Here is a 23,525-nt window from a genome sequence, read left to right as displayed (position 1 = left end):
ACTCCGAAAGTTGAAGGTCAAACGACAAGGCCGCCAGTGTCCGAACTTTACGGTCCCCTTTCAAACGACTATATTGCACGGCTTCATTACCAATGGTCATGCTAGATGCGACTGCACTCGCCCTCCATGTCCGAACTGCACGCCTTCGTGACGGCGGCACGCCTGGGCAGCTTCACCCGCGCCGCGGAGGTCCTGTGTGTCACCCAGGGCGCCGTCAGTCGGGCCATCTCGCGCCTGGAAGCGCATTTCGGCCAACCGCTGATGCATCGCAACGCCCATGGCCTGACCCTGACCGAAACCGGGCGCCGCCTGTACGACGGCGCGCAGGGCCCATTGCAGGAAATCGAAGCGCTCAGCGCCGGATTGCGCGCCAACGACCGCCGCCTGCGTCTGACGCTGTCCACGGTGCCGACGCTGGCCAGCGCCTGGCTGGTGCCACGCCTGTCCGACTTTCACGCGCGCCATCCCGATATCCAGCTAGGCTTCGCGGCCTATCGCCGCAACGAGGATTTTTCGGGCGCGACGCCCGACGCCAGCATCCTGTCGGGCATGCCGGAGCAATGGCCGGGTTGGCAGGCGGACTATGTGATCGGACGGGAAATGGTCGTGATATGCCACCCCGGCCGGCTGGCGGCGCGACGCGCGCAAGGGCTCTGGGACACGCCCGCGGGCCTGCTCGGGGAGCCGTTGCTGTATCACTCGAACGGCGTGGACAACTGGGTGCAATGGCTGAGCGCCGCCGGCGTGCCGCGCGCCTCGGTCCAGCTGGCCAATGGCTTTGACCAGGTTTCCATCCTGGTCCGCGCCGTCATGGCCGACATGGGCATCGCCGTCCTGCAGCGTTGCCTGGTCCGCGACGACCTGCAGGCCGGACGCGTGGCGGCTCCGTTTCCCGAGCTGCCCATCCGCATCGCCCGCGGCTACCACTTGTGCGCCCCGGCCCAGCGCCGCGACCATTACGCGCTGGCCTGCTTCCGCCAGTGGTTGCTGGAGACCGCCGGGCGAGACCCGGACGTGTTGGCCGCCGGCCCGGGCTGAAAGTCCGGCTGCGCGAAACATGCGGTTTCGCGCGGCGGCGATCAACTATTACCAAACGAAAACGGGCTCCTGCAGAGGAGCCCGTTCACATGACGCGGCGGAATGCTCAAGGCGCGAGCTTGAACCCCAGGTCCACGCCCCACTTGTCGGTCTCGCGCAGCCATTTCGCGCCGCAACTCAGGCAGCGGAAATGATCTTCACGGCTTTCCTCACGGCCCTTCTGCGTCGGATTGGTAAAGCCTTGATGCCCCAGATGGGCATGCGGCGCAACGCCAGCAAGCCCCGGGTTAATGCGTTGGCAAGCCAGGCACATAACGCTCATTGATGCTTCCCTACAAACATAGTAACCAAATTGTAAGGGATTTCACCAATACTTTTCTATCGATATGTGACGGTAAATCCAAAAATAATTGTTAACGCCACAATTAAACAACGGTCGGCATGGCTGACAGGCAGGTCGCCAGGTGGTACGGCGAGGTCGAAGGCATGTCCGCGCGCACCACCGTTCCTTCCGCATCCAGACATTCGTACCAACCGCCCGCGTGCAGGAAACGCGTTCGGAACAGGGCCAAACCGGCCTCCAGCGCGGGCAGGTCGCCCAGCACGCCGAGTACCCGCAGATACTCGGTCTGCGCCCAAATCCGGCGCGTGTCGTCGATCACGGCGCCAGACTCGTCCAGCGATGCCACCACTCCGCCCGCGTCCACGCCATGGCGGCGCGACCAGCGCACGGCGCGCGGCAGTGATTCCGCCAGGTCCAGGCCGTCGAACACCTCGGCCGAGCCATGCACCAGCGACAGCCATTCGAACTGATGCCCGGGCTCCAGCCGGTTCCCGGCCGTGCCTTGCCGCGCTTCCGAAATGCATTGCGAGGCCGCATGTACAAAGAATTGGCTGATGCCTTGCGCCAGGCCGCGCAGGCGCTGCGCGTACAGCGCCGGCTCCGCGACCTGGGCTGCCGCCAGATACGCCTCGGTCAGATGCATCATGGGATTCTGCGCGGGCGCGCGCAGCGGCTGGCTCAGGTCCGCGCTGAGCGCGGCGTGATACAGCCCATCGGCGGTCTTGAAACGCGCCTCGATGGTCGAGGACGTGGCCAGCATGAGCTTGCGCGCATCCGCGTTGCGGCTGCGGCGGAAATAGGCCGCGCAAGCCAGCACGATAAAGGCGTGGGTGTATAGGTCCTGCGTTTCGTCCAGCGGACGCGCCTCGGCATCCACGCTGTAGCGCCAACCGCCATGGACCTCGTCGCGGAACACCCGCCGCAGCGACTCGAACAGCAGGTCCGCATGCGCGCCAGCGGCGGCGCCCGGCGCTTCTGAAAATACGTAGAGCTGACGCGCGCAAGCCATGGCGCGGTAGCGCTCAACCGGCAGCGCAGCGCCAGTGGCCGCGTCCAGCGATTCAAAAGGCAGACCGAGCGCGCCATTGAAACCCTGCCCCATCCAGAGGGGCAGGACAACGGAATCAAAATGGTGGCGTAATGCGCGGATGTGTTCCGCAAGTGAAGAGTTGGTCTGTGCGGCAGTCATCTTGGAACGGCGCATACCCAATAAGGGCCCCAGATTTTGGAGCAGCAACGATAACCGAAATTTTCGCCGCAAACCGTTGAGTATTCTCCGAAGCGTCATGCGCACACAGACCGGTCCTGCCAATCAGCTCCGTCCAGGGCGTAGCGCCCTATCGGAAGATGTTTTCCTCTACCCAGTTCTGCGCGAATACTTCCGCGCGATCGCGTGCTTCGTCCAACGAAGCGCAGTTGCCCAAGTGGGAAAACGCGGCATCCACTTCGGTGCCGCCCTCGGCCGTAACCGTCAGCAGTACGCCATATCCGCCGGTATCCATGGCCGCTGTGGAAACGTCGATCAGAACTTCCTGGTCACGATGCTGCATGTGCTACCTCCCAGTCGGTTACCTAAACGCGTGAACCACGCGTGACGTTGCGGGAGCAGGATTCCCGCGCAAATGAATAGACCTGCAAACGTCACGCAAGTTCATCTTACTGGCGACTCGACGCCCGCGATACGTCGAAAAGCAGCCAAATCGCGCATTCCGTCTCAGGAAATTCCCGTAGCGCCCCCGGAATACTCGCGAAGCTGCGACATACTGCGAAAACATTCGCAAATTGTGTGGGATTTTCGTAAGCCAAACGATCAAGACGCAGCGAAACGCGGCACGCGGGCCTGCGCCGCAGCGCCTGTCGACATTATCGGATTCTGCAGCCGGCGCGCACTGCGCGGCGCTATCGCAAATGGATCGCGCCAGGCTCTTCCATGCGCAGGGAGAGCTTGCCCTTGTCGGTGATGAGCCAGCGGCCGTCGGCGCCGGCTTCAATGCAACGCAACGTCTCCAGCGCCTGCGCCACGTGCGCGGGCACTTCAGTCTGGGCAGCGCCGGGCTCGCCATTGTCGGCCACGACGCGCAGCCAATGTCCCAACTCGCCTTTCTCGAAACGGTGCAATGCCATGCGGTGATTCTCTCTTGAATACCCAACGATAGCATGTCGCCAGGCCCGTCCTGGTGACCGGTAAAGAACGCTAGGCCAGCAGGCCGGGCAGCGATGACGCCAGCAGCGCCACGCCCGAGACGGTGAGCAGGCCCAGCACGATGCGGCGGAACGCCAGGTCGCTGATGCCCACATACACGCGCGTGCCCAATAAGGTCGGCACCAGCATCGCCGGCAAGATCACCGCGAACAGCGGCAGCATGTCGCGCGTGACCACGCCGGTGTAGACGTAGCTCGCCATCGTCACGACCAGCATCGACAGATTGAAGTTCTGGATCACCGCGCGCTGCACGTCGCGGTCGAAGCGGCGCAAGGTGCACCACAGGGTCGGAATGACGCCAGTGAATCCGCCTATACCGCCCATGACGCCGCCCATCGCGCCCACTACGCCGTCGGCGAATCGTCCGCCTGCGGTGACGGGCGGCAAGCGCGTCGCGAACAGCATGACGGGGCACCAGACCGCCAGCAGTCCGCCGACCAGCGCCTTGAACATCAGCGGATCCAGGTACGGCAGCAGTTTGACGCCCAGCGGAATGCCCAGCAGTCCGCCCGCCACGAAGGGCAGCAGTTGCGCCATTGCGAAACCGCGGCGCACGCTGAACGCGGCCAGCAATTGTCCGGTCAGCGAGCCGAACACCACCATGGCGGCGGCGAGCTTCGGATCTATCGTCCAGGCCCAGAACGACATGGCCACCATGCCGAAGCCGAAGCCCGACAGGCCCTGCACGAAACCGGCGGCCATGGCGCCCGCCGCGACCAGCACATATAAGGAATCCATATCCGCCGCACGCCTGCAAGAGAGGCCGGGACCGGTCCCGGCGCACGACATTCTAGAACGCGCAGCTATTCCGTCCCGTGGCCGGGCGCGCCTGCATGGACTACGGCTACGAGGGGCGCAGCGCCAGCGGCCGCTTCAGGCGCGTCGCCGCGGCCGAGGCCGCCACGCTGGCGCCGATCAGGGCCAGTCCCAGCGCGAGATCGGCCGAGATGCGCTCCTGGAACACCAGCGACGACACGATCAGCCCGATCACCGGCACGCAGAGCATGGCGATCGACGTCGCCACCGGCGGCATCTTCTGCGTCATGCCCAGCACCACGATGAAGGTCAGCGCGGTGGCCAGCGGGCCGGTGTACAGGATCACGGGCCATGCTTGCGGCTCGGCCAGAAAGACAGGCGCGCCATCGCGCAGCCACGCCAGCGCGGCCAGCGGCAGCGCCGCGATGGCGGTCTGCCAAGGAATCATGTCCGCGCCCAGGCGGATATGCCGGTTGCCACGCAGTTGGATGATGTTGCAGGCCCAGGCGAAGGAGGCGCCCAGCAGCATCGCCAGCCCGATCACCGTGTGCGCCTGCCAGGGACTGAACGCGGGCGCGACGATGACGACGATGCCGGCATAGCTGAGCGCCGTCGCCAGCCATTGGGCCAGCGACAGGCGTTCCTTCAGGATCAGCGAGGACAGCGGAATGACCCAGATGGAAGTGGCATAGGCGATGACCGACGCGCGTCCCGGCGCCACGTATTGCAGGGCCCACAGCGCCAGCGCGGTGAACGCGCCCATCTGCAACAGCGCCACGCCTGCCACCAGCGGCCATTCCTGCCGCGTGGGCAGACGCAGACGGCCCAGCATGCCCAGCACCAGCGCGCTGATCAGCGCAGCCGAGCCGAAGCGGCTGGCGGCCAACCAGAGCGGGCTCATGTGCGTCAGCCCCAGCTTCATGACGGGCCAATTGCCTCCCCAGATGGCTACCGCGCCGACCAGCGGCAAAAACCTGCCCCACGTGCTCTGCTGACTCATTACTGCCCAATCTACCGCTTGAATATTCCGTGTTTTGGCCCAATTGCCAAACGAGGGAATAGTCTATAGGGTAAACCCCAGCATATTTAACTGCATTCGATCGCATTACCCGTCATACTCAGCACGGATGGATTGCCGAATGACCATAACTGGGTGACTTATGCCGGAAATCAACCTGGATGCCACTGACATCCGTATCCTCAACGAACTCCAGCGCGATGCGCGGCTGACTAATGTCGAGCTCGCCGCGCGCGTGAACCTGTCCGCCTCGCCCTGTCTGGCGCGGGTGCGCCGGCTCGAGACCGAAGGCCTGATCGACCGCCGCGTCACGCTGTTGAACGCCCGCAAGCTGGGCCTGAAGGTCAACGTGTTCATCCAGATCTCGCTGGACAAGCAGCGCAAAGCGGCGCTGGACGTGTTCGAACGCGAGATCGCCGTCCTGCCGGAAATCATGGAGTGCTACCTGATGTCGGGCGACGCCGACTACCTGATCCGCGCCCTGGTGCCGGACGTGGACGCACTGGAGCGGCTGATCGTCGAACACATCACCCGCATCCCCGGCGTGGCCAGCATCCGCTCCAGCTTTGCGTTGAAGCAGGTGCTCTACACCACCGCGGTCCCGCTGGCGTGAAGCCCCGCAGCAACTTGCAGGATCCCCGGCGCCCCTCCACAATGAAGGCGCCGCGCGGGCTGCGCGCCCGCGCCAGCGCCCCTCCCATCGCCTAGCAAGGAGAACACCATGCCTGAAACCGACTGGTTCCCCGGCGGCACGCTACCCGATCGTCAGGGCTACTTCGAAGTGGAATTCGAAACCGGTGAAACCGAAATCACACGCTACGGCATGCTCGGCTGGGAGCCCGAGCAGGACCGCGGCCCCATCAGGCGCTGGCGCGGCCTGGACCCGGCCATCGAAGCTGCCGAGATGCAGCGCGAGAGCGCGGTGCGCAACAACGGCGACTCCCTGATGGGCTGAAACGCTGACGACGCGTAAAAACAAAAACGCCGCGGAAAACATCCGCGGCGTTTTGCCTTGCCGGCAGGCTCAAAGATCCAGCTTGGAGATCTTGGTGCCGGCCAGGGATACGCCCGCCATCAGGCCGCCGTTGTTCATTACGAAACCGACGATGGGCTGCTGCGCCGTATTCGTGTCGATGCGGCCGTTGGCGCCGATATTGACGACGGCCACCGTGGCGTCGGCGCCCACGGTCCAGCCGCTGCTATTGCGGAACTTGCTCAGCGCCTCGTCCGTCATGAACAGCAGCACCATCGCCTTGGACTGCGCGCCAGCCTGGAAGCCGACCGAACCCGCGGTGGTGCTGTAGTAGCCGGCGGTGGAGCCGCCCACGTGCAGCACGCCCTTGCCGTGCTCGGCGCCGATGATGAAGCTGCCACTCAACACGTCGGGAAAGATCAGCACGCCGCGGGCACGCGCGACCAGTTCCCTGGACTGGGGCGAGGCTTGATAAAGCTTGCCCAGCGTGGCCTCGGCCGCGCTGTTCAGGGACTGGCGCTGTTCAGTGGCGGTTGCGGAGGATTTGGGACTGGTAGTGGTGCAACCCGTGAACATCAGGCCGGCCACACCGATCGCCGCGGCAGCCAGGCCGGCGCGACGCAAGACAGGAAAAGTATCAAACATGGAACTCTCCTTTTTTGTTGTCACCCTCTACCACTGTACCGGGCAAATCGGCCAGCGCAAAGCACACGATTGTGTGAAAAGAAACAAAACCTGCCTGCATGCCCAACCCCTGCTACAGGATCCCGTAGCGCGGTTCGCCGGTGGACTCGTCCACCGACACGATGCCGGACAGCACCAGTTCGGCATGGCGTCTCGCAATCCCCGGATCCTCGAAGGTGACGAAGCGCGGCAACGACCAGCGCCGCTCCAGTTCGCCCTCCGCCTTCCGGCACACGGCAACCTCGATCGCCAGCACGCCTGTGTCCAGCCGGATGACCTGGCATTCCACTTCGAACCCATCGATATGACGCTGTGGCCACGCGCCCATTCCTCGCTCCTGAAAGAGGTTTTCCCGGCCGCAATATGCCAAAAATATTTGGCCTTGAAAAGCAATGTTTTCAAGGAGTTATGGTGCACTAGTACGGGTAGTGCGAACGCATCTTGAAGTCCGCGGAAATGGCTGCCGGCCACTCCTTTCCGAGGCCTTTGCAGCGGGCCTGCACAATCGCGCGGACTGCTGTTTTCAGCCGCGCGGCGGACGTATCCATTGCGCGTCCCACAAGCCTTCGCCGCGCTCGAGCGCCGCGCCCAGTGCCTGTTTGCTGCGCTGCGCCACCGCCGCGAGCAAGGCATTGCAAACCGAGAAGGCCGCAGTGTAGGAATCGAAAGGCGAGGCGCTGGAACTGCGCGCGACCAGCACATGGTGAGCGGAGGCGGCAGCGGGCGCCGACGCGGAGTCGGTGACCAGGATTACCTTGCCGCCGCGCTGCCGGAAGTACTGCACCGCTTTGGCTGCGGCGACTGAATAGCGTCTGAACGTAAACGCCAGCAGCACATCGGCCTCGTCGATCCAGAGCAGTTGGTCCTCCAGGAACAGAGGGCCGGCGGCGACCATGGGCTTCACCGACGGCAGGCACAGGTTCAGGTAGAGCGCCACATGGCTGGCCAGCGGCGCGGCCTGGCGCAGTCCCAACACATGCACCCGGCCCTTACGCTGCGTCAGCAGCCGCACGGCCGCCTCGAAGGCCGCAACGTCGATCGACGCGTAGGTCTCCTTCAGGTTGTGCTGGTCGTGCAGCAGGGCGTTGTGCAGGCAGGCGCGCGGCGTAGGCTTGTCGGCGCCCACCGCGTCCGCCCGTTCGCCGGGCGAGGCCAGGCGCGCTGTCACTTCCGCGCGCGCCTCCATCTGCGCCTGCGCATAGCTTTCGTAGCCCAGCTTGGCCAGCAAGCGCACCACGGTGGAGGCGCTGGTGCCGACCTGCCTGGCCAGCGCCGTCGCCGATTCCAGCAGGCTTTGCGGATAGCGCGCCTGCATTTCCTCGACCAGCACTTGTTCGCTCTTGCTGAGCTTGCGGCCGTAGCCGGCGATACGTTGATGCAGATTCATGCTTGCCCGGGTCCTAGGTGATAACCCCAAATTTCACAACACACATTGCATCTTATATTGCAGCCTGCAATCTTCATTGCAAATTAGACCAAACCCGCAGTCATCACCGAGAATTCCATGAAGCATCACCCCCAGGGGCCGTCCTTGGCCCGCCGCAGCCTGGTCCTGGCCGGCCTGGGCGCCACCCTGCTGCCGTTGGCCGCACGCGCCAGCGCCTATCCGTCGCGCCCCATCACGCTGGTCGTCCCCTTTCCTGCGGGCGGCTCCGTCGACCTGATCGGCCGGCTGTACGCGGACGCGCTGGGCAAGGCGCTCGGTACCAGCGTCATCATCGAAAACCGCGACGGCGCCGGCGGCGCCATCGGCAGCAAGCGCGTGGCGCGCGCCACGCCTGACGGCTACACGCTGGTCGCGTCCTCGCAAAGCTCGCATCTGGCCAACCCGTTGATGCGCAATGATCTCGGCTATGACCCGATCAAGGACTTCGTTTCCATCTCGCAGCTGTCGCGCACACCCAATGTGCTGGTGACCAATGCCGCCGTGCCAGCGCGCAACCTGGCCGAGTTCGTCGCGCTGCTGAAGGCGCGCCCCGATCAGCTGCACTACGCCACCGCGGGCATCGGCAGCATGGGCCAGCTCAACGCCGAACTGCTGAAGAACACCTTGCAGCTACAGGCCGTGCACGTGCCCTACCGTGGCGGCGCGCCGCTGATCAACGCCCTGCTCTCCGACCAGGCGCAGTTCGCGCTGGATAACCTCGCGCCCTTCCTGCCGCACATCCAGGTCGGCAAGATGCGCGCGCTGGCGGTGGCCGCCCCCAAGCGCCTGGACTCCCTGCCCGACGTGCCGACCTTCGAGGAACTCGGCTATCCCGTGCTCAACTCCATGTCGTGGATCGGCCTGGCCGCGCCCGCCGGCACGCCGCCCGACATCGTGCAGAAGCTGCTGGCCGCCGTGCGCACCGCCGCCACCGAGGACGGCATGCCGCAATCCCTGGAAAAGGCCGGCGCGCTGCCGCCCGAGAACCAGACGCCGCAGCAGTTCACCGCCATGATGTCCGAGCGCCTGGCGTTGTACAAAGACTTGATCGACCGCGCCGGCATCCGTCCTGAATAGGCCAGACCCTCATGAAAAACCCCGCTTTCGAACCCGACACCGCTCCCCTGGAAGTCCTGCCGCGCGACCTCTCGGCCTACCGCGAGGGCAATGTCGGCATCCCCTACGTGCACCGCTTCGAGTCGGGCCGGCCCGGCCCGCACGTGCTGATCAACGCCATCACGCATGGCAACGAGATCTGCGGCATGGTGGCCGCGACCCATCTGCTGGACAGCGGCGTGCGCCCCAAGATCGGCACGCTCACCGTCAGCTTCGCCCACGTCGAAGCCTATGAAGCCTTCGATATCGAGAACCCCTACGAGAATCGCCAGCTCGTCCACAACCTGAACCGCATCTGGTCGGCCGCCATGCTGGACGGTCCGGAAGACAGCCCCGAACTGCGCCGCGCGCGCGAACTGCGCCCGGTGCTCGACGCCGCCGACTTCGTGCTGGACATCCACTCCACGCGCGCCCCCGTGCAGCCCTTCTGGGTCTACACGGAAATGGACCGCAACACAGCGCTGGCCAGCGCCGTCGGCGCGCCACAGGTGCACCTGGTGATGCCGCCCGACCTCTTCCCCGGCACCGGCGTCATGGGCTACGGCCGCCATGGCGATCCGCGCTCCGACAGCAACGGCTCGCTGGTGGTCGAATGCGGCCAGCATTTCGCGCAATCCGCCGCCGACCTGGCCACGGACGTCACGCTGCGCTTCCTGGCGCACACGGGCCTGATCGACATGCCCGCCGGCATGCCGCCCCCGCCCGCGCCGCAGCGCTACCGCCTGCTCGAAGTGCACATGGTGAAATCCGAAGACTTCAGCTTCACGCGTCCAGTGATCGGCTTCGAAACCTTTGCCAAGGGCGAGCTGATCGCCATGAATGGCACCGAGGAGATCCGTTCGCCCTGTGACGACTGCACCATCTTCATGCCCACGCGCATGCCCATCGTGGGCCGCGAAGCGGTGTACCTGACCGTGGCGATCTGATCGCTGCCCGCCGGCGCCCGGTCCGGATCCGTCAAAGATCCGGAATCAGGCGCTTGCCCAGGCTGATGACCTCGTCCTGCTGAAAGCCCAGGGTCGCGTAGAAATCCTTCACCGCAACATTGCCCGACCGGATCAGCAGATTGATCTTGGGGCAGCCCATTTCCAGCAGCTTGCGCTCGACCGCCTGCATCAGCGCGCTCGCATGGCCGCGGCGCTGATGCGCCGGCGATACCGCCAGATAGTTGATCCATGCGCGATGGCCATCGTAGCCGCCCATCAGCGTCGCGACGATCGCACCGTCTGCCTCCCCCACCAGGAACAAGTCCGCCTGCACCGCAAGCTTGCGCGCAATATCCTTGCGCGGATCGTTCCACGGGCGGGTCAGGCCGCAGTCATGCCACAGCTGGATGATCGCGGCTTCGTCGGTCGAATGGTAGGGCCGGATGGCGAGGTCTTGCGCACTCATGCTTCGTTCCTTCAAGGATGGCAACGAAAGCCTTGCGATACGCCTCGATAGCGGGACCAGCCAGAAACAGAAAAGCCACGAGAGGTATCGTGGCTTTCAGGTTTTGGCGCCGATGGTTCAGCGCCCGGACGTGACTAGCCACTCAACATGGACGTCGAGTGATTCGTCGGTAGGTTGCGCCGGACATCGGCGCGAAATGCGGTGCGTTCATGCAGGCAAGCATACATGAGGCGCCGAAGCTCAGCCAACTTCAAGACGCATCAGGCGCCGCCAGGGTGCCTTCCATGACCACCACGGCCTCGCCCGCCACGCCCGCCCACACGCCGTCGGCGCGCGGTTCGGCGTGGGCCAGCAGCACGCTGGCGCGCCCCATGTCCACGCCCTGCTCCACCCGCAGGCGCAATACGCCATCGCCGCGCAAGGCCGCGCGCAGCGCCGTCATGGCCGCTGTCGCGCTGCCGGTCGCGGGGTCTTCCGTCATGCGTCCGGTAAACATGCGGGCCTGGATGTCGGTGCGTGCGGCCGCCGCGTCCACACCCGTGTCGGTGGTATAGGCATAGATGGACTTTGCGCCGCCTAGCGGCAGCAGGGCCGCGTAGCCTGCCGGGTCGGGCATGGCCCGGCGCAAGGCCTCGCGGCTGGCCAACTGCACCACCAGGAAGGTCAGGCCGACCGACGCCACCTGCGGCGCATGCGCCGAGGTCTCGATGTCCGCGGGCTCCAGGCTCAAGGCCCGCGCGACCGCGGCGGCTGGCGCCTCGCTGGCGCGCGACAGCGGTTGCGGGGCAAGCAGCTCGGCGCCGGCCACGCCGCTTGCGCCCGCGCGCAGCGCAATGCGCACCAGTCCAGCCTCCTCTTCGAACACGAAGGCATCCGGCACGGTCAGGCCCGAGGCGGCCATTTCGCGCGCCAGCACCACGGCCGTGCCTACATTCGGATGCCCCGCGAACGGCACTTCGCGATCAGGCGTAAAGATGCGGACCCAGGCCGTATGCGCGCGGTCTCGCGGCGGCAGCACAAAGCTGGTTTCGGAATAGTTGAACTCGCGCGCGATGCGCTGCATCTGCGCCGTGCTCAACCCCTGTGCGTCGAACACGACCGCCAGCGGATTGCCGCCATACGCATGGCTGGTGAACACATCGGCGGTGACATAGCGGTAGCGCATGGAACGTCCTTTCAAGCCGCGCGGACTGCGCGGCGACCTGGGAAGTGTGCGGGGCCGATGGACTGCCCGCCAGACACAGAGGCAGAGAATCCCGACCATAACAGCGGGCGGATTTGGCATAGACTACGCTGGCCCAGCCCGGCGTTTTTTTCGGTTCATCCCCCCGCAGCCGGCGCACGACGATTTGCGCACAACAGGAACCCACCCTATGTCCACGGTACGCACCTACTTCCAGGACCGCCTGCCTGCTGGCGAACTTGACCGGTTGACGCAGGCCCAAGAGCCGTTCTTTCTTGAGAACATCCCCGACATCGAAGAAACCGTGGCGGCAATGCAGACGCTCTGCCACGATCACGGGCTGAGCGTCCAGGTACTCAAGCAACCCTACAACAGCGGCATCACGGGGTGGGATCTGGCGAGTTTGCTTCCCGCCTGGTTCGGCGGCCTGGCTCTTGGCCTCTTTGCCGCCACCACGCTGGGCAGGCGGCGCACGGACGTCACCCTCAAACTGCGCAGCAACAGCTTGCTCGAAGTATGTTTTTCGCGGACCGCGCCCCGCCCCGGCACCGCCTTGCCTTGATCTGCGCCGCGCCGCGCCAGCCTGTCCTGCCTCAAAGTACCGGCCCCTCAGGCCTAGTACAATGTCCCATATATGGGGACGACAAAAATGAAAGACAGTGCAAGCCCCGCAGGGGCGCTTACCGTCGAAGCAGCGGTAGGTCTGGCGGAAAACTGGGCCCGCGCGCATCACGCGGACGCCGAGCGAAGCAGGAAATTCGCCACCCAGTGGCATCGGGACACCAGCCCTGACAACAGGCAAGGCGACGTGCTCCTCAGGGATCTCGCCTTTTTTTTCCAGGCCGCTACCCAGGACGCCGCTTACTGGCGCTCGGTCGGCGACTTCACCGAGGAAGCTACCGGCCCCTGGGGAATCCAGGCGCTGAAAGCATTGGCTGGCTTGAATGTCATCGGCCTGGCGGCAGCCATCATCCTGTTTGCGGCACGCGACAGCTCAGCCTTCACGGCAGGCGCGATGAGCGCCTGCGCCTTGTTCCTGGCGGGGCTGCTGCTGGCCTATCCGGCGCTGCGGCTCACCGGCATTTCCCGTTCCACGGCAAATACCGCGTCGGCCATGCAGAGCCGCGAGGCGGGCGCCGCATCCACCTGGGAACAACTGCGCTCGGCCAATGACGGCAACCCCAACGTCGGCCGCAAGGAACGCAAGATCGCCTTGCGCCTGGCGGCCATCATGGCCGCCACGGCCACGGCAGGCTGTGCGCTGCTGATCGCGACGGTGTGGGTCTAGCGGGCAGCCATGCCGGCGCGGCGTCCGCTACCGACGGCGGGGCGGCGCCTCGCTCGCCGCGTCTGCCTGAGCATCGAAGGCCGCCCTGGCCACGTCGATGTCGGCAATATGTTTGCTGGCCCAGCATCCCAGCGCGGTCACGGGTTCGGTGAGCGAGCGCCCAAGCGGCGTCAGCTCATATTCCACATGCGGCGGCATCACTGAATAGACCGTGCGCTTGACGAGGCCGTCACGTTCCAGTCCACGCAGGCAAAGCGTCAGCATCCGCTGCGAGATGCCATTGATGGTGCGCTTGATTTCGGTGAAACGACGCGGACCGTCAGACAGGATCATGATGATGAGCACGCTCCATTTTTCACCGATGCGCGCCAGCACCTGACTGATCTTTTGACAGTCATGCTCGTGCAAAGCGTGGAGCTTTTCAGTCACATTCATAATACCGGGTTCTCCTGATGTGCCGTATTGTGCACGAGCGGGAGCGTGGTTACATTGCTAGCCTCAGTCACAATTTTATACCGAGGCTACCCGCAATGAAGCTACTCCGCAGCAGCGCCGACCAGCCGCAAACCCAGCCCAGAACCCTCAAGTACGTTTCCTGGGGGCTGCGCATCCTGGCCGCCGTCGTGTTCCTTGCGGCCGCCGGCGCCAAACTGTCGGGTGCGCCGGAAATGGTCCAGGCCTTCGACCACATCGGCCTTGGACAGTGGTTCCGCATCGTTACCGGCATCGTCGAAGTGATCGGCGGGACTGCGGTCCTCATCCCCGCAGCAGCCTTCCTGGGTGGACTGCTGCTGAGCGCCACCATGGTCGGCGCCGTGCTGGCCCATTCATTTGTGATCGAGGGCAGCCCGGTTCCGGCGTTGATCCTGCTGCTCATCACGGCTGCGATCGCCTGGCTGCATCGTCCTGGCGGCCAAGCCACAAGCACCGGCCCGTCGCCGGTCATGCCACCGGCGTAACCGCCCTCCCCGTCTTGAAGAACGACACCAGGTTCCGTATCGCCAGCTCCGCCATCTGGCGGCGCGTCTCATGCGTGGCGCTGCCGATATGGGGCGCCAGGATCACATTGGGCATGTGCCGCAGCGGACTCTCGCCCAGCGGCTCGCTTTCGAACACGTCGAGCGCGGCGCCCTGAATGATGCCGTTGGCCAGCGCATGGCACAGGTCGGCCTCCTTGATGACCGAGCCGCGGGCGACGTTGACGACCAGGCCATCGGGTCCCAGCGCCCGCAGCACGGTCGCGTCAACGAGATGGCGCGTAGCCTCGCCTCCGGGACACGACAGGATCAGCACGTCCACGTCGCGGGCCATGGCCGGCAGTGAATCGAAGTGCCGCCATGGCACGTCCTGGCGCTTGCGGCCGAAATAGCTGAGGTCCACTTCAAACGGCGCTAGCCGTTGCACGATCTCTTTGCCTATGCGCCCCAGGCCGACGATGCCGACCCGCTTGCCCGCCAGGCTCGCCCCCAGCGGAAAAGGCGAAGCCTGCCACGCGCCGGTGCGCACAAAACCATCGGCCGCGGGCAGGCGGCGCAGCAAAGCGAGCAACAGCCCCACCGCCAACTCCGCCACGGCCTTGTTCAACACGTCCGGCGTGTTGGTCACGACGATGTTCTTCGCACGCGCGTGATCCAGCGCGATGCCGTCGTAGCCGACGCCGTTGGTGGCTACGATGCGCAAGCCCGGCAGACGATCCATGAGCTCGGCGGGAATCCGATAGTTCGAACGCGTGACGATGCCGCCTATCGCTGCAAGCAGCTCCGGATCGTGTTGCAGCGCCTCTTCCTCGATCAAGGTGAACACCGAACGGAACTGCGCTTCCACCGACTCGGGAAAAACCCCTACCTTGAGCAAGAGGGGAAACTGGGCGCCCCGATCCTCAGGGCTTATTGCTGCCGCCTGGCGCGTTGCGGCCAGTTCATGCTCCATCATGGATTTCAACCTCGACGCTATAACATACGGGGAATTGGCGCGATAAGCCTGCAACCATCGCGGCCGGGTTCGTAGCAGTTCGTGCGATCTTCAATCTGAAGTTTCTCCTTTCAGGGCAATAGCCCATCGCATCATGGACATCAAGTGCATGCAGAGCTTCGTCGCGGTCGTCGAAGCCGGTTCATTCGCCGAAGCCGCGCGCAAGCTCGATCTGACCTCGGCTGCCATTGCCGCGCGCATCAAGGCGCTGGAAATGGATCTGGGCGTGGCGCTGGTAAAGCGCTCGGGGCGTTCCGTCAGGCCGACCGAGAGCGGCATGCGCATCCTCGAAGGCACCAAGGCGGCCATCCGCAACCTCCGCGATCTGCGCGCCATGGCCATCGACGGCGACCAGCCGGGCGAGTTCCGCATCGGCTGTTTCGTGTCCGCGCTCACGAACGTGCTGCCTCCTATCCTCAAGTCCCTGTACCGCAGGCATCCGGACGCATCGGTGTTCGTCACTCCAGGCGGTTCCATCGACCTGTGCGGCAAGGTGGTCAACGGCGAACTCGACGCCGCCATCGTGGTGGAGCCGCAGTTCGCCGTGCCCAAGAGCTGTCTGTGGCAGCCGTTCATGGAAGAACCGCTGGTCGTGGTGGCGCCGTCCCATCTTGCGGACCAGGACGCCCACGCATTGCTGTCGACCCAACCCTTCATACGCTATGACCGGAACATATACGGCGGCCAACTGGCCGACCGCTATCTGCGCGACCACCAGATCTGGCCCAAGCAGCGCCTGGAGATCGACGGCCTGCTCGCCATCGTCGCCCTGGTGCACGAGGGCCTGGGCGTGGCGCTGATTCCGGACTGGTCCTCCATGTGGAAGTCGCTCGACGTGGCGCGCATTCCGTTGCCCAACCGCGCGCCCGTGCGCAGGAACGGCCTGATCTGGAACACCCGCGGCCATCATGCCAAGATGGCCGCGTCGATTTCCCAGGATGCCCGGACCATCTTCGGCAACATGGAAGAACGCCGGGCAAAGCCGTAGCCTTACTTGGACTTGCCCGGCACGCCGCGCAGGAAGTCGAAGTCGACGCCCTTGTCAGCCTGGGTCACCGTATCGAGGAACAGTTTCTTGTAGCCACGCTCGGCCGTGGGCGGCGTGACCGGCTGCTCGCGGCGGCGGCGTTCCAGTTCTTCCTCCGATACCAGCAGCGAAATTTCCCGCTGGCTCACGCTCAAACGTATGCGGTCGCCGTTCCTGACATAGGCCAGTGGCCCGCCTATGGCCGCTTCCGGCGTGACGTGCAGCACGATGGTGCCGAAAGCGGTGCCGCTCATGCGGCCGTCCGAGATCCGGATGATGTCCTTCACGCCCTGCGACGCCAGCTTCTTGGGGATCGGGATATAGCCCGCCTCCGGCATGCCGGGCGCGCCCTTGGGGCCAATGTTCTTCAGCACCAGGATGTCCTGCGGCGTGACGTCCAGATCGGCGGCATCGATGCGGCTCGCCAGGTCCTCGGCGTTCTCGAACACCACCGCGCGCCCTTCATGCTCCATCAGCCCCGCGTTGGCGGACGACTGCTTGATGATGGCGCCTTCGGGAGCCAGGTTGCCGGACAGCACGGCAATGCCGCCCTGCGGATAGATCGGGTTCTGCCGCGTCCTGACCACGCTTTGCGCGAAGCCCGGTCCCGAGCGCTCGATCTCCTCGCCCAGCGTCCTGCCGGTCACGGTCAGCGCGTCCAGCTTCAACAGCGGCTTGAGTTCGCGCAGCAACGTGGCCATGCCGCCCGCCTTGTGGAAGTCTTCCATGTAGTGCTGGCCGGACGGCTTCAGGTCCACCAGCACGGGCGTCTCGCGCCCCATGCGGTCCAGCGCCTGCAAGTCCAGGTCCAGGCCCAGCCGGCCGGCGATGGCGGTGAGATGGATGATGCCGTTGGTGGACCCGCCGATGGCCAACAGCACGCGCATGGCGTTCTCGAAGGAATCCGCGGTCAGGATCTTGGAAACGGACAGGCGTTGTCTGGCGATTTCGACCGCTTGCGCGCCGGTGAGCTCGGCGATGCGCATCCGGTCCGCCGTGACCGCAGGCGGCGTGGCGCCGCCGGGCACGGTCATGCCCAGCGCTTCGGCGATACAGGCCATGGTGCTTGCCGTGCCCATGACCGAACAGGTGCCCACGCTGGCAACCAGCTGGTTGTTGACGTCGGCGATCTCCTGATCGTCGATTTCCTCGGCGCGGTACTTGCCCCAGTACCTGCGGCAATCCGTGCATGCCCCCACCCGCTCGGACCGGTGCGAGCCCGTCAGCATCGATCCGGTCACCAGCTGGATCGCCGGAATGTCCGCCGACGCGGCGCCCATGAGCTGGGCGGGCACGGTCTTGTCGCATCCGCCGATGAGCACCACGGCGTCCATGGGCTGCGCGCGTATCAGTTCCTCGGTGTCCATGGACATGAGGTTGCGCAGGTACATGCTGGTGGGAAAGGAAAAGCTCTCGTGGATGGAGATGGTCGGGAAATCCATCGGCAGCCCGCCCGCGAACATGATGCCGCGCTTGACGGCCTCCAGCAGCTGCGGCGCATTGCCGTGGCAGGGGTTGTAGGCGCTGCCGGTGTTGGCGATGCCGATCACCGGCCGGTCCAGCGCGCCGTCCGTATAGCCCGCGCCCTTGATGAAGGCCTTGCGCAGGAACAGCGAGAAGCCGCTGTCGCCATAGCTGGTGAGACCCTTGCGCAGGCCGCCGGCCTGGTCCTGCGATGATCCGGTATTCTTCTTGCTCATCTTGTTCAAACTGCTTCCAGTTAATTTACGGTGATGCCGCCGTCGCGGATGACCTTGGCCCACTGTTCGATTTCCGCGTTCAGGCGTGCCTTGGAGGCTTCGACATCGAGCGCGTCGGCATAAACGCCTTGCTGCAACAGCTGGGCCTTGGCATCGTCCTTGGCCAGCGCCGTGGTCAGCGCCTTGTTGAGCTTGGCGACGATGGGGGCCGGCGTGCCCGCCGGCGCCATCACGCCGAAGAGCGAACTAACGTTAAAGCCGCTGAAACCCTGTTCCTCGGCGGTGGGAATGTCCGGCAGCATCGAGACGCGTTGGGGCGTAAGCACGGCCAGCGGACGCAACTGGCCGGACTTGATGAAGGAGATCGCGGCGGGAACCGTCTCCGTCATGGTCTCGACCTGGCCGCCGACCAGGTCCGTCATCGCCGGGCCGCTGCCGCGGTAGGCCACGTGCTCGATCTTGACGCCCGCGATCTGCTTGAACAGTTCCATGGCCATGCGCTGGGGCGCGCCGGCGCCTGACGAGGCGAAGTTGAGTTTGCCGGGATTCGCCTTCGCGTAGCTCACCAGCTCGGACAGCGATTTGATCGGCAGCTTGGGATTGACCACGGCCACCAGCGGCACGAAGCCGACCACGCCGACAGGCGCGAAGTCCTTGCGCAGATCGTACGGGATGGTGTCCTTCTCCAAGGTCGCCATGACCGAATGCGAGGTCAGAGCGCCCATCAGCAAGGTATAGCCGTCGGGCTGGGCGCGCGCCACTTCGGCCGCGCCGATATTGCCGCCTGCTCCGCCCCGGTTCTCGATCACGACCTGGCCGCCGATCTCTTCGCTCAGGCGCTGGCCCACGATGCGCCCGATCACGTCGGTCGCGCCTCCCGGCGGATACGGAATGATCAGGCGGATGGGCTTGCTGGGATAGCTGTCGGCAGCCTGCGCGGATGCATGGCCAGGAATGGCGAACGCGGCGGCCGCGACGAAGGCGGCCGCAACGATGTTGATGCGCTTGCGCGCGGCGTGCTTACAGAACATTTTTGTCTCCCGATGCGTTCTTATGGCTTGAAAGCTCTAGACGCATGTTCGCAAACTCTCGCCTGCGAAAAGAGAAAAAAATTTATGTTCTGTCAAAAAAATCCGTGAGAGTTCCAGGACGTCCGGATGAGGAAAATCCGGGCCGCACTTCGATTTTGTGAGGTAGGGTTCTTGAGTCGCCGGCGTCCGGACTGCGGGATTCCGATGCTCGCCCCAGTCGGGGCTGCGCTTCGGATCCCCTCCGCCCGGCCACCGGCTCACGGCATCTGCCCATGAACGAGGTCCAAACCTAACGCATTAGGCGACTGCCAGCCGAGGACCCCGGAGCCATCCGAAGCGCAGCCCCACCGGGGCGAGCATCGGAATGGCGCAGGGCAGCCTCGGCGGCTAAAGAACCCCAACATCCGCAAGCTCGAAGCCCTGCCGCCCCGCTGATGATGACGTGCCCCCGAAAGCTGGATTCACGTCCAACTTTCGGTGGTCAGTTCAGACCCGCGACAGCCTGCATTAGGCCAGCGCTTCCTCATCCTTCAAGATCTGCATGGCCTTGCCCAAGGCGACCTGGTAGCGCCGCTGCTCCTGGGCGACGCGGTCCGGCGTCCATTGATAGAAGCCCTTCAGGGAAGGCGACTTGACGCCTATGTTGCCCTGCTCGACCAGCTCGCGCATGAGAGCGCTGGGCCGGTCGTCCGTACGCAGGTGCGGATACATGGTCGCGGCCGCCGCGCAATGGATGTCGATGCCGGCCAGATCCTTCTGCAGCAGCGGGCCGGCCGCGATGTAGCGGAACCCGAACCCGTAACGCACGGCAGTGTCCACGTCCTCGGCGGACGCGAAGCCTTCCTCGACCAGCGCGATCGCCTCGCGCATCAGCGCGTGCTGGATGCGGTTGGCAAGGAATCCCGGCACGTCGCGCTTGACCTGCACCGGCTTCTTGCCGGTATCGCGCATGATGCGGCTGACTTCCTGGGCCATGGCCTCATCGGTCGCCTCGCCGCGTATCACTTCCACGGCGGGCACCAGGTGGGCGGGCATGAAGTAGTGCAGGCCCACCATGCGCGCGCGGGTCTGCAAGCCCTCGCCGATGGCACTGATCGGAAAGCTCGACGAATTGCTGGTCAAGGGAATGGAGGCAGGCGCCAGCTGTTCCAGCCGGGCGAACACCGCGCGCTTGGTTGCCAGCAGTTCCGGCACGCACTCGACCACGATGCGCGTATCGCTCCAGTCGATTTCCTCCATGGTTGCGCTGGTCGCGATGCGCTCGGCGTCGGCCTGGCCGCCGATCATTTCGCTGGACGCGTTCACGCGCTGTGTCGCGGCTGCGCGCGCGGCCGCATCGGGCTCCACCAGCCACACGCGCCAGCCCGCCGCATGAAAACCGGCGGCGACGTCGGCCCCCATGGTGCCCGCGCCCAGCACAATTGCCTGATCCATCTGTTCTGTCCTTTTGGTAGTTGGAGAATGTCTTACTCAGAGGGCCTGCGGCGCCGGCAGATACATGGGCTTGCCCGCCACGTCGAGGTCGACGCGCAGGATGCTGGCCGAACTGGACTCGGTGATGTAGAGCGTGCGGCCCGCGGGTCCGCCGAAGGCCAGGTTGGTGGTGTGCAGCCCCTCGGGAGACTGGATGCGTAGAGCCGGCTGGCCCAGCGCATCCATGCACCAGACGGTGCCCAGCCCCACGTGGGCGATGCACAGGCCGCCCTGCGCATCCAGCGCCAGGCCGTCCGGCCCGCCGCCGCCCGACATCTGGATGAAGGTGCCGACCTTGCCGACCTGGCCGTTGCGCAACAGCGGCACCTTCCAGATGGCATTGGCCCGCGTCGCCGCGACATACAGCGCGTGCTCGTGCAGATCCATGACCAGGCCGTTGGGGCTGGGTATGCAGTCGAGCAGGCAATCCAGCTGCCCGTCCGGCCGCAAACGGAACAGGCGCCCGGTCGGATCCTGCCAGCCGGTCATGCCCTGGTCGGTGAAATAGAGATCTCCCGCCTCCGAGAAGAACAGGTCGTTGACGCCCTTGAAGCGCTCGATGTTGTAGCGCTCCAGCACCGGACGCACCTCGCGGCGCTCGAGGTCGAACTGCATGATGCCGTGCTTGTAGTCGGCGATGAAGATGCGGCCGTCGCGGTGGAACTTGAGGCCGTTGGGCCAGCCGTCGTATTGCACCAGCGGCTCGAATTCGCCGCGCGCATCGACGCGCAGGACGCGGCCGTTGATGACGTCCACGCAATACAGCAAACCGTCCGGCCCGAAGGACGGCCCTTCCAGCAGCGAGCGCGGCGGATTGCCCTGCGGCTGGCCGGCGACCCACTCGTTCAGGTCCTGGCCTTGCCACTTCAGCTCGTCGGGCAGCCGGGCGTGGACCTTGGCCTGAATCCTGGGAACGGGATCGTAGAACATGCGGGTCTCCTCTGATTTTCTGGACGGGAATCTATGCGTCCCGTTTCGAGCAAAATTCTAAGGAGAGCCGAGCATTTAAGGAAATGAAATATATCGAACGAAATTTTCAAAAAAAACGATAGTTGATTTTTCCCGTCCCCAAGGAACTAATGGGTCTTGCGGGCCCGCGCATACGTCGAGCAGCCGCGCGACCGCTCAGAGGCACGATAAGATGATGCGTCCCCTCTTGCCGCTGCCGCTCCATGCTCCGTCTTGCTATCCGCACCGTTCTCGTACTCCTCATTGCCGGTTCGGCATTGCTGCTGCTACGTGGCAACGGCGGCCCGCAACTGATTCATAGCGAAGATTCGCAGTTCGGCAAACTGCTCGTGTTCGAGGAAAACGGCGAGCGCTGCATGAACTTCAACTCCATGCACGACGTCGGCCGCCAGACCTGCATGAGCCTGGAGCATCCCGGGCAGTTGGTGTTTTCCTACACGCGCATGATGATGACCGCGCTCTACATCAATCCCAAGCCGCGGAACATACTGATCGTCGGATTGGGCGGCGCCACGCTGCAAAAGACCTTGGCCGCGCTGCTGCCCGATACCGTCATCGATACCGTGGAAATCGATCCGGCGGTAGGCAAGGTTGCGGCGCGCTACTTCGGCTACCAGCAGGGCCCCAGGCAGCGCCTCTACCTGGAAGATGGCCGCGCCTACATCGAACGCGCCCATCGCGAAGGTCTGCAGTACGACATGGTGATGCTGGATGCCTTCGACGTCGACTACATCCCCGAACACCTGATGACGCTGGAGTTCCTGCAACACGTGCGCGGCATCCTCGCGCCGGGCGGCGTGGCGGTGGCCAACACCTTCACCGAGAGCCAGCTTTACGCGCGCGAGTCGGCGACCTACGCGGCGGTGTTTGGAGCATTCTTCAATCTGCAGACGGGCAATCGCGTCATCATGGCGGTCAATGGCGAGCTGCCCGGCCGTGATGAACTGGCGCGCAATGCCGCGGCGTTGGACGCCAGCCTCGGGCCTTTGGGCGTCGATCTCAAGGAAGCCTTGGGCCTGTTCTCGCGTCGGGAAGATATTGCGGACGACGCGCCGGTCCTGCGCGATTGAGTGGACCCGACGCCGGGGCGCGGCCTGTCGGCCGCGCGCTCACTTCACCGCCGAATTGCCGCCGTCCGCGTAAAGCGCGGATCCCGTCACGAAGCTTGCCATCGGACTCGCCAGAAACAGCGCAGCCGAAGCAATTTCATCAGCGCGCGCAATACGTTTCATGGCATGCAGCTTGGCAGCCCAGTCTTTCTGTTCCTGGTTTCCGGCCATTTCCGTGTCCACACCGCCGGGCAACAGCGCATTGGCCCGGATGCCTTGTGCGCCGTAGTCTGCCGTGATGCCCTTGACCAATCCCATCAGCGCGGCTTTCGACGTCCCGTATGCTGCCATCCCGGGCAAGCCCACGCTAGTCCCCACAAAGCTGGACACGAAGACCAGCGCGCCGCCACCCCGCTCCAGCATGGCCGGGATCTGGTGGCGCGCGCCCAGGAATGCCGCGGTGAGATTGACGCTCAACGTGCACTCCCACTCGTCCAGGGCGACTTCCGCCAGCGGCTTGACAGGGCCGATGGTGCCGGCATTGTTTACCGCGATATCCAGGCCGCCGAATTCGCGTTGCGCAGCTTGCACCGCTAGTCTGTGGGTTTCAGGCAGCGCGACGTCTCCGGGCGCAACGCAGGCCCGGCCGCCGGCGCTTCCGATCTCGTCCGCCACTTGTTCCAGCAGGTCGCGACGTCGCGCGGTCAGCACCAGCGCCGCGCCCTCGGCTGCCAGGCGCAACGCCACCGCGCGCCCGATGCCCGAGGACGCCCCCGTCACCAAAGCCACTTTTCCAGCAAGAGATATAGACATCGGCGCCAGCTCCAGACATGAATGATGCCTGCATGCTACGAGCGCGGGCGCGCCTTGTCCTCCCGTTTATTG

At 65.0% G+C, this 23,525-nt stretch carries 28 protein-coding genes; 10 read left to right on the top strand and 18 right to left on the bottom strand.

Translation table 11 applies throughout. The annotated features are described in order from the left end of the window. Nucleotides 1–105 precede the first annotated feature (105 nt). Complete coding sequence (locus tag AXYL_RS11485) at nt 106–1,038, top strand: LysR substrate-binding domain-containing protein (RefSeq protein WP_013392953.1); 933 nt, start codon at nt 106–108, stop codon at nt 1,036–1,038. A 106-nt stretch (nt 1,039–1,144) separates the two neighbouring features. On the opposite strand, the gene AXYL_RS11480 is transcribed toward AXYL_RS11485, so the two are convergent. The 6 genes from AXYL_RS11480 to AXYL_RS11455 all read right to left on the bottom strand — a co-directional run bounded on the left by AXYL_RS11480 (nt 1,145) and on the right by AXYL_RS11455 (nt 5,340). Next, nucleotides 1,145–1,360, bottom strand: coding sequence for a hypothetical protein (locus AXYL_RS11480; protein WP_013392952.1), 216 nt, complete (start codon nt 1,358–1,360; stop codon nt 1,145–1,147). A 103-nt stretch (nt 1,361–1,463) separates the two neighbouring features. Beyond that, nucleotides 1,464–2,570: an AGE family epimerase/isomerase gene (locus AXYL_RS11475; protein ID WP_041655410.1), complete on the bottom strand. Its 1,107-nt coding sequence runs from the start codon at nt 2,568–2,570 to the stop codon at nt 1,464–1,466. Nucleotides 2,571–2,718: 148 nt separating this feature from the next. Beyond that, nucleotides 2,719–2,931: a hypothetical protein gene (locus AXYL_RS11470; protein ID WP_008159938.1), complete on the bottom strand. Its 213-nt coding sequence runs from the start codon at nt 2,929–2,931 to the stop codon at nt 2,719–2,721. Between the two features lie 349 nt (nt 2,932–3,280). After that, the gene (locus AXYL_RS11465; RefSeq protein ID WP_013392950.1) at nt 3,281–3,505 is read right to left on the bottom strand and encodes a hypothetical protein; all 225 of its coding nucleotides are present in this window, start codon (nt 3,503–3,505) and stop codon (nt 3,281–3,283) included. A gap of 70 nt (nt 3,506–3,575) precedes the next feature. Further along, complete coding sequence (locus AXYL_RS11460) at nt 3,576–4,322, bottom strand: sulfite exporter TauE/SafE family protein (RefSeq protein WP_013392949.1); 747 nt, start codon at nt 4,320–4,322, stop codon at nt 3,576–3,578. Between the two features lie 106 nt (nt 4,323–4,428). Further along, a complete protein-coding gene (locus AXYL_RS11455) occupies nt 4,429–5,340 on the bottom strand; it encodes a DMT family transporter (RefSeq protein ID WP_013392948.1) in 912 nt (303 codons plus the stop codon). Nucleotides 5,341–5,500: 160 nt separating this feature from the next. Here AXYL_RS11455 and AXYL_RS11450 point away from each other — a divergent pair, with 160 nt between their 5' ends. Then, the gene (locus AXYL_RS11450; protein ID WP_006226939.1) at nt 5,501–5,971 is read left to right on the top strand and encodes an Lrp/AsnC family transcriptional regulator; all 471 of its coding nucleotides are present in this window, start codon (nt 5,501–5,503) and stop codon (nt 5,969–5,971) included. Between the two features lie 108 nt (nt 5,972–6,079). After that, on the top strand, nt 6,080–6,313 hold the full coding sequence (locus AXYL_RS11445) for a hypothetical protein (RefSeq protein WP_013392947.1): 234 nt from the start codon (nt 6,080–6,082) through the stop codon (nt 6,311–6,313). Nucleotides 6,314–6,382: 69 nt separating this feature from the next. On the opposite strand, the gene AXYL_RS11440 is transcribed toward AXYL_RS11445, so the two are convergent. The 3 genes from AXYL_RS11440 to AXYL_RS11430 all read right to left on the bottom strand — a co-directional run bounded on the left by AXYL_RS11440 (nt 6,383) and on the right by AXYL_RS11430 (nt 8,402). Further along, nucleotides 6,383–6,976: a YSC84-related protein gene (locus tag AXYL_RS11440; RefSeq protein ID WP_013392946.1), complete on the bottom strand. Its 594-nt coding sequence runs from the start codon at nt 6,974–6,976 to the stop codon at nt 6,383–6,385. A 112-nt stretch (nt 6,977–7,088) separates the two neighbouring features. Next, nucleotides 7,089–7,343: a hypothetical protein gene (locus tag AXYL_RS11435; RefSeq protein WP_013392945.1), complete on the bottom strand. Its 255-nt coding sequence runs from the start codon at nt 7,341–7,343 to the stop codon at nt 7,089–7,091. Between the two features lie 195 nt (nt 7,344–7,538). Then, on the bottom strand, nt 7,539–8,402 hold the full coding sequence (locus AXYL_RS11430; RefSeq protein WP_013392944.1) for a MurR/RpiR family transcriptional regulator: 864 nt from the start codon (nt 8,400–8,402) through the stop codon (nt 7,539–7,541). Nucleotides 8,403–8,519: 117 nt separating this feature from the next. Between AXYL_RS11430 and AXYL_RS11425 the strand changes: the two genes are divergently transcribed. Then, nucleotides 8,520–9,518 (top strand): Bug family tripartite tricarboxylate transporter substrate binding protein, encoded by a 999-nt coding sequence (locus AXYL_RS11425; protein ID WP_013392943.1) that lies wholly within the window; start codon nt 8,520–8,522, stop codon nt 9,516–9,518. An 11-nt stretch (nt 9,519–9,529) separates the two neighbouring features. Continuing rightward, nucleotides 9,530–10,483: a succinylglutamate desuccinylase/aspartoacylase family protein gene (locus AXYL_RS11420; protein ID WP_013392942.1), complete on the top strand. Its 954-nt coding sequence runs from the start codon at nt 9,530–9,532 to the stop codon at nt 10,481–10,483. 31 nt (nt 10,484–10,514) lie between these two features. On the opposite strand, the gene AXYL_RS11415 is transcribed toward AXYL_RS11420, so the two are convergent. Both AXYL_RS11415 and AXYL_RS11410 read right to left on the bottom strand, forming a co-directional pair. Beyond that, entirely contained in the window at nt 10,515–10,949 is a 435-nt protein-coding gene (locus AXYL_RS11415) for a GNAT family acetyltransferase (protein ID WP_013392941.1), read from the bottom strand. Nucleotides 10,950–11,199: 250 nt separating this feature from the next. Next, the gene (locus AXYL_RS11410; RefSeq protein ID WP_013392940.1) at nt 11,200–12,114 is read right to left on the bottom strand and encodes a PhzF family phenazine biosynthesis protein; all 915 of its coding nucleotides are present in this window, start codon (nt 12,112–12,114) and stop codon (nt 11,200–11,202) included. Between the two features lie 208 nt (nt 12,115–12,322). On the opposite strand from AXYL_RS11410, the gene AXYL_RS11405 reads away from it, so the two are divergent. Further along, the gene (locus AXYL_RS11405) at nt 12,323–12,694 is read left to right on the top strand and encodes a hypothetical protein (RefSeq protein WP_013392939.1); all 372 of its coding nucleotides are present in this window, start codon (nt 12,323–12,325) and stop codon (nt 12,692–12,694) included. Nucleotides 12,695–12,781: 87 nt separating this feature from the next. Next, nucleotides 12,782–13,420, top strand: coding sequence for a hypothetical protein (locus AXYL_RS11400; RefSeq protein ID WP_013392938.1), 639 nt, complete (start codon nt 12,782–12,784; stop codon nt 13,418–13,420). Between the two features lie 27 nt (nt 13,421–13,447). Here the strand turns inward: AXYL_RS11400 and AXYL_RS11395 are convergent, their stop codons facing one another. Then, a complete protein-coding gene (locus AXYL_RS11395; RefSeq protein WP_013392937.1) occupies nt 13,448–13,855 on the bottom strand; it encodes a winged helix-turn-helix transcriptional regulator in 408 nt (135 codons plus the stop codon). Nucleotides 13,856–13,950: 95 nt separating this feature from the next. Here AXYL_RS11395 and AXYL_RS11390 point away from each other — a divergent pair, with 95 nt between their 5' ends. Beyond that, nucleotides 13,951–14,379, top strand: coding sequence for a DoxX family protein (locus AXYL_RS11390; RefSeq protein WP_013392936.1), 429 nt, complete (start codon nt 13,951–13,953; stop codon nt 14,377–14,379). Here AXYL_RS11390 and AXYL_RS11385 read toward each other — a convergent pair. Continuing rightward, on the bottom strand, nt 14,363–15,352 hold the full coding sequence (locus AXYL_RS11385; protein WP_013392935.1) for a 2-hydroxyacid dehydrogenase: 990 nt from the start codon (nt 15,350–15,352) through the stop codon (nt 14,363–14,365). The two genes, AXYL_RS11390 and AXYL_RS11385, sit on opposite strands and share 17 nt — an antisense overlap. A gap of 133 nt (nt 15,353–15,485) precedes the next feature. Between AXYL_RS11385 and AXYL_RS11380 the strand changes: the two genes are divergently transcribed. Then, on the top strand, nt 15,486–16,379 hold the full coding sequence (locus tag AXYL_RS11380; protein ID WP_013392934.1) for a LysR family transcriptional regulator: 894 nt from the start codon (nt 15,486–15,488) through the stop codon (nt 16,377–16,379). 2 nt (nt 16,380–16,381) lie between these two features. On the opposite strand, the gene AXYL_RS11375 is transcribed toward AXYL_RS11380, so the two are convergent. The 4 genes from AXYL_RS11375 to AXYL_RS11360 all read right to left on the bottom strand — a co-directional run bounded on the left by AXYL_RS11375 (nt 16,382) and on the right by AXYL_RS11360 (nt 21,552). Beyond that, nucleotides 16,382–18,118 carry an IlvD/Edd family dehydratase gene (locus tag AXYL_RS11375; RefSeq protein ID WP_013392933.1) on the bottom strand — a complete coding sequence of 579 codons (1,737 nt, stop codon included), beginning with the start codon at nt 18,116–18,118 and terminating at the stop codon, nt 16,382–16,384. 20 nt (nt 18,119–18,138) lie between these two features. Further along, a complete protein-coding gene (locus AXYL_RS11370) occupies nt 18,139–19,149 on the bottom strand; it encodes a Bug family tripartite tricarboxylate transporter substrate binding protein (protein WP_013392932.1) in 1,011 nt (336 codons plus the stop codon). Between the two features lie 507 nt (nt 19,150–19,656). Then, nucleotides 19,657–20,583 (bottom strand): 3-hydroxyacyl-CoA dehydrogenase family protein, encoded by a 927-nt coding sequence (locus AXYL_RS11365; protein ID WP_013392931.1) that lies wholly within the window; start codon nt 20,581–20,583, stop codon nt 19,657–19,659. 36 nt (nt 20,584–20,619) lie between these two features. After that, nucleotides 20,620–21,552: an SMP-30/gluconolactonase/LRE family protein gene (locus AXYL_RS11360; RefSeq protein ID WP_013392930.1), complete on the bottom strand. Its 933-nt coding sequence runs from the start codon at nt 21,550–21,552 to the stop codon at nt 20,620–20,622. Nucleotides 21,553–21,794: 242 nt separating this feature from the next. Between AXYL_RS11360 and AXYL_RS11355 the strand changes: the two genes are divergently transcribed. Further along, the gene (locus AXYL_RS11355) at nt 21,795–22,661 is read left to right on the top strand and encodes a spermidine synthase (RefSeq protein WP_013392929.1); all 867 of its coding nucleotides are present in this window, start codon (nt 21,795–21,797) and stop codon (nt 22,659–22,661) included. A gap of 39 nt (nt 22,662–22,700) precedes the next feature. Here AXYL_RS11355 and AXYL_RS11350 read toward each other — a convergent pair whose 3' ends face one another. Further along, the gene (locus AXYL_RS11350; protein WP_013392928.1) at nt 22,701–23,453 is read right to left on the bottom strand and encodes an SDR family oxidoreductase; all 753 of its coding nucleotides are present in this window, start codon (nt 23,451–23,453) and stop codon (nt 22,701–22,703) included. Nucleotides 23,454–23,525: the final 72 nt, after the last annotated feature.

The organism is Achromobacter xylosoxidans A8 (assembly GCF_000165835.1).
Taxonomy (GTDB): Bacteria; Pseudomonadota; Gammaproteobacteria; order Burkholderiales; family Burkholderiaceae_B; genus Achromobacter; species Achromobacter xylosoxidans_B.
The sequence above is the reverse complement of the archived record's forward strand: the minus strand, read 5'-3'. Positions and strand labels throughout refer to the sequence as shown.

What these genes read in the sequence shown, in the direction of transcription:
- AXYL_RS11425 (WP_013392943.1), top strand. Translation starts at nt 8,520, where the DNA reads ATGAAGCATCACCCCCAGGGGCCGTCCTTGGCCCGCCGCAGCCTGGTC.
- AXYL_RS11405 (WP_013392939.1), top strand. Translation starts at nt 12,323, where the DNA reads ATGTCCACGGTACGCACCTACTTCCAGGACCGCCTGCCTGCTGGCGAA.
- AXYL_RS11485 (WP_013392953.1), top strand. Translation starts at nt 106, where the DNA reads ATGCGACTGCACTCGCCCTCCATGTCCGAACTGCACGCCTTCGTGACG.
- AXYL_RS11360 (WP_013392930.1), bottom strand. Translation starts at nt 21,552, where the DNA reads ATGTTCTACGATCCCGTTCCCAGGATTCAGGCCAAGGTCCACGCCCGG.
- AXYL_RS11470 (WP_008159938.1), bottom strand. Translation starts at nt 2,931, where the DNA reads ATGCAGCATCGTGACCAGGAAGTTCTGATCGACGTTTCCACAGCGGCC.
- AXYL_RS11480 (WP_013392952.1), bottom strand. Translation starts at nt 1,360, where the DNA reads ATGAGCGTTATGTGCCTGGCTTGCCAACGCATTAACCCGGGGCTTGCT.
- AXYL_RS11380 (WP_013392934.1), top strand. Translation starts at nt 15,486, where the DNA reads ATGGACATCAAGTGCATGCAGAGCTTCGTCGCGGTCGTCGAAGCCGGT.
- AXYL_RS11435 (WP_013392945.1), bottom strand. Translation starts at nt 7,343, where the DNA reads ATGGGCGCGTGGCCACAGCGTCATATCGATGGGTTCGAAGTGGAATGC.
- AXYL_RS11365 (WP_013392931.1), bottom strand. Translation starts at nt 20,583, where the DNA reads ATGGATCAGGCAATTGTGCTGGGCGCGGGCACCATGGGGGCCGACGTC.
- AXYL_RS11390 (WP_013392936.1), top strand. Translation starts at nt 13,951, where the DNA reads ATGAAGCTACTCCGCAGCAGCGCCGACCAGCCGCAAACCCAGCCCAGA.
- AXYL_RS11440 (WP_013392946.1), bottom strand. Translation starts at nt 6,976, where the DNA reads ATGTTTGATACTTTTCCTGTCTTGCGTCGCGCCGGCCTGGCTGCCGCG.
- AXYL_RS11475 (WP_041655410.1), bottom strand. Translation starts at nt 2,570, where the DNA reads ATGACTGCCGCACAGACCAACTCTTCACTTGCGGAACACATCCGCGCA.
- AXYL_RS11420 (WP_013392942.1), top strand. Translation starts at nt 9,530, where the DNA reads ATGAAAAACCCCGCTTTCGAACCCGACACCGCTCCCCTGGAAGTCCTG.
- AXYL_RS11445 (WP_013392947.1), top strand. Translation starts at nt 6,080, where the DNA reads ATGCCTGAAACCGACTGGTTCCCCGGCGGCACGCTACCCGATCGTCAG.
- AXYL_RS11370 (WP_013392932.1), bottom strand. Translation starts at nt 19,149, where the DNA reads ATGTTCTGTAAGCACGCCGCGCGCAAGCGCATCAACATCGTTGCGGCC.
- AXYL_RS11375 (WP_013392933.1), bottom strand. Translation starts at nt 18,118, where the DNA reads ATGAGCAAGAAGAATACCGGATCATCGCAGGACCAGGCCGGCGGCCTG.
- AXYL_RS11400 (WP_013392938.1), top strand. Translation starts at nt 12,782, where the DNA reads ATGAAAGACAGTGCAAGCCCCGCAGGGGCGCTTACCGTCGAAGCAGCG.
- AXYL_RS11465 (WP_013392950.1), bottom strand. Translation starts at nt 3,505, where the DNA reads ATGGCATTGCACCGTTTCGAGAAAGGCGAGTTGGGACATTGGCTGCGC.
- AXYL_RS11460 (WP_013392949.1), bottom strand. Translation starts at nt 4,322, where the DNA reads ATGGATTCCTTATATGTGCTGGTCGCGGCGGGCGCCATGGCCGCCGGT.
- AXYL_RS11450 (WP_006226939.1), top strand. Translation starts at nt 5,501, where the DNA reads ATGCCGGAAATCAACCTGGATGCCACTGACATCCGTATCCTCAACGAA.
- AXYL_RS11355 (WP_013392929.1), top strand. Translation starts at nt 21,795, where the DNA reads ATGCTCCGTCTTGCTATCCGCACCGTTCTCGTACTCCTCATTGCCGGT.
- AXYL_RS11455 (WP_013392948.1), bottom strand. Translation starts at nt 5,340, where the DNA reads ATGAGTCAGCAGAGCACGTGGGGCAGGTTTTTGCCGCTGGTCGGCGCG.
- AXYL_RS11415 (WP_013392941.1), bottom strand. Translation starts at nt 10,949, where the DNA reads ATGAGTGCGCAAGACCTCGCCATCCGGCCCTACCATTCGACCGACGAA.
- AXYL_RS11410 (WP_013392940.1), bottom strand. Translation starts at nt 12,114, where the DNA reads ATGCGCTACCGCTATGTCACCGCCGATGTGTTCACCAGCCATGCGTAT.
- AXYL_RS11350 (WP_013392928.1), bottom strand. Translation starts at nt 23,453, where the DNA reads ATGTCTATATCTCTTGCTGGAAAAGTGGCTTTGGTGACGGGGGCGTCC.
- AXYL_RS11430 (WP_013392944.1), bottom strand. Translation starts at nt 8,402, where the DNA reads ATGAATCTGCATCAACGTATCGCCGGCTACGGCCGCAAGCTCAGCAAG.
- AXYL_RS11395 (WP_013392937.1), bottom strand. Translation starts at nt 13,855, where the DNA reads ATGAATGTGACTGAAAAGCTCCACGCTTTGCACGAGCATGACTGTCAA.
- AXYL_RS11385 (WP_013392935.1), bottom strand. Translation starts at nt 15,352, where the DNA reads ATGATGGAGCATGAACTGGCCGCAACGCGCCAGGCGGCAGCAATAAGC.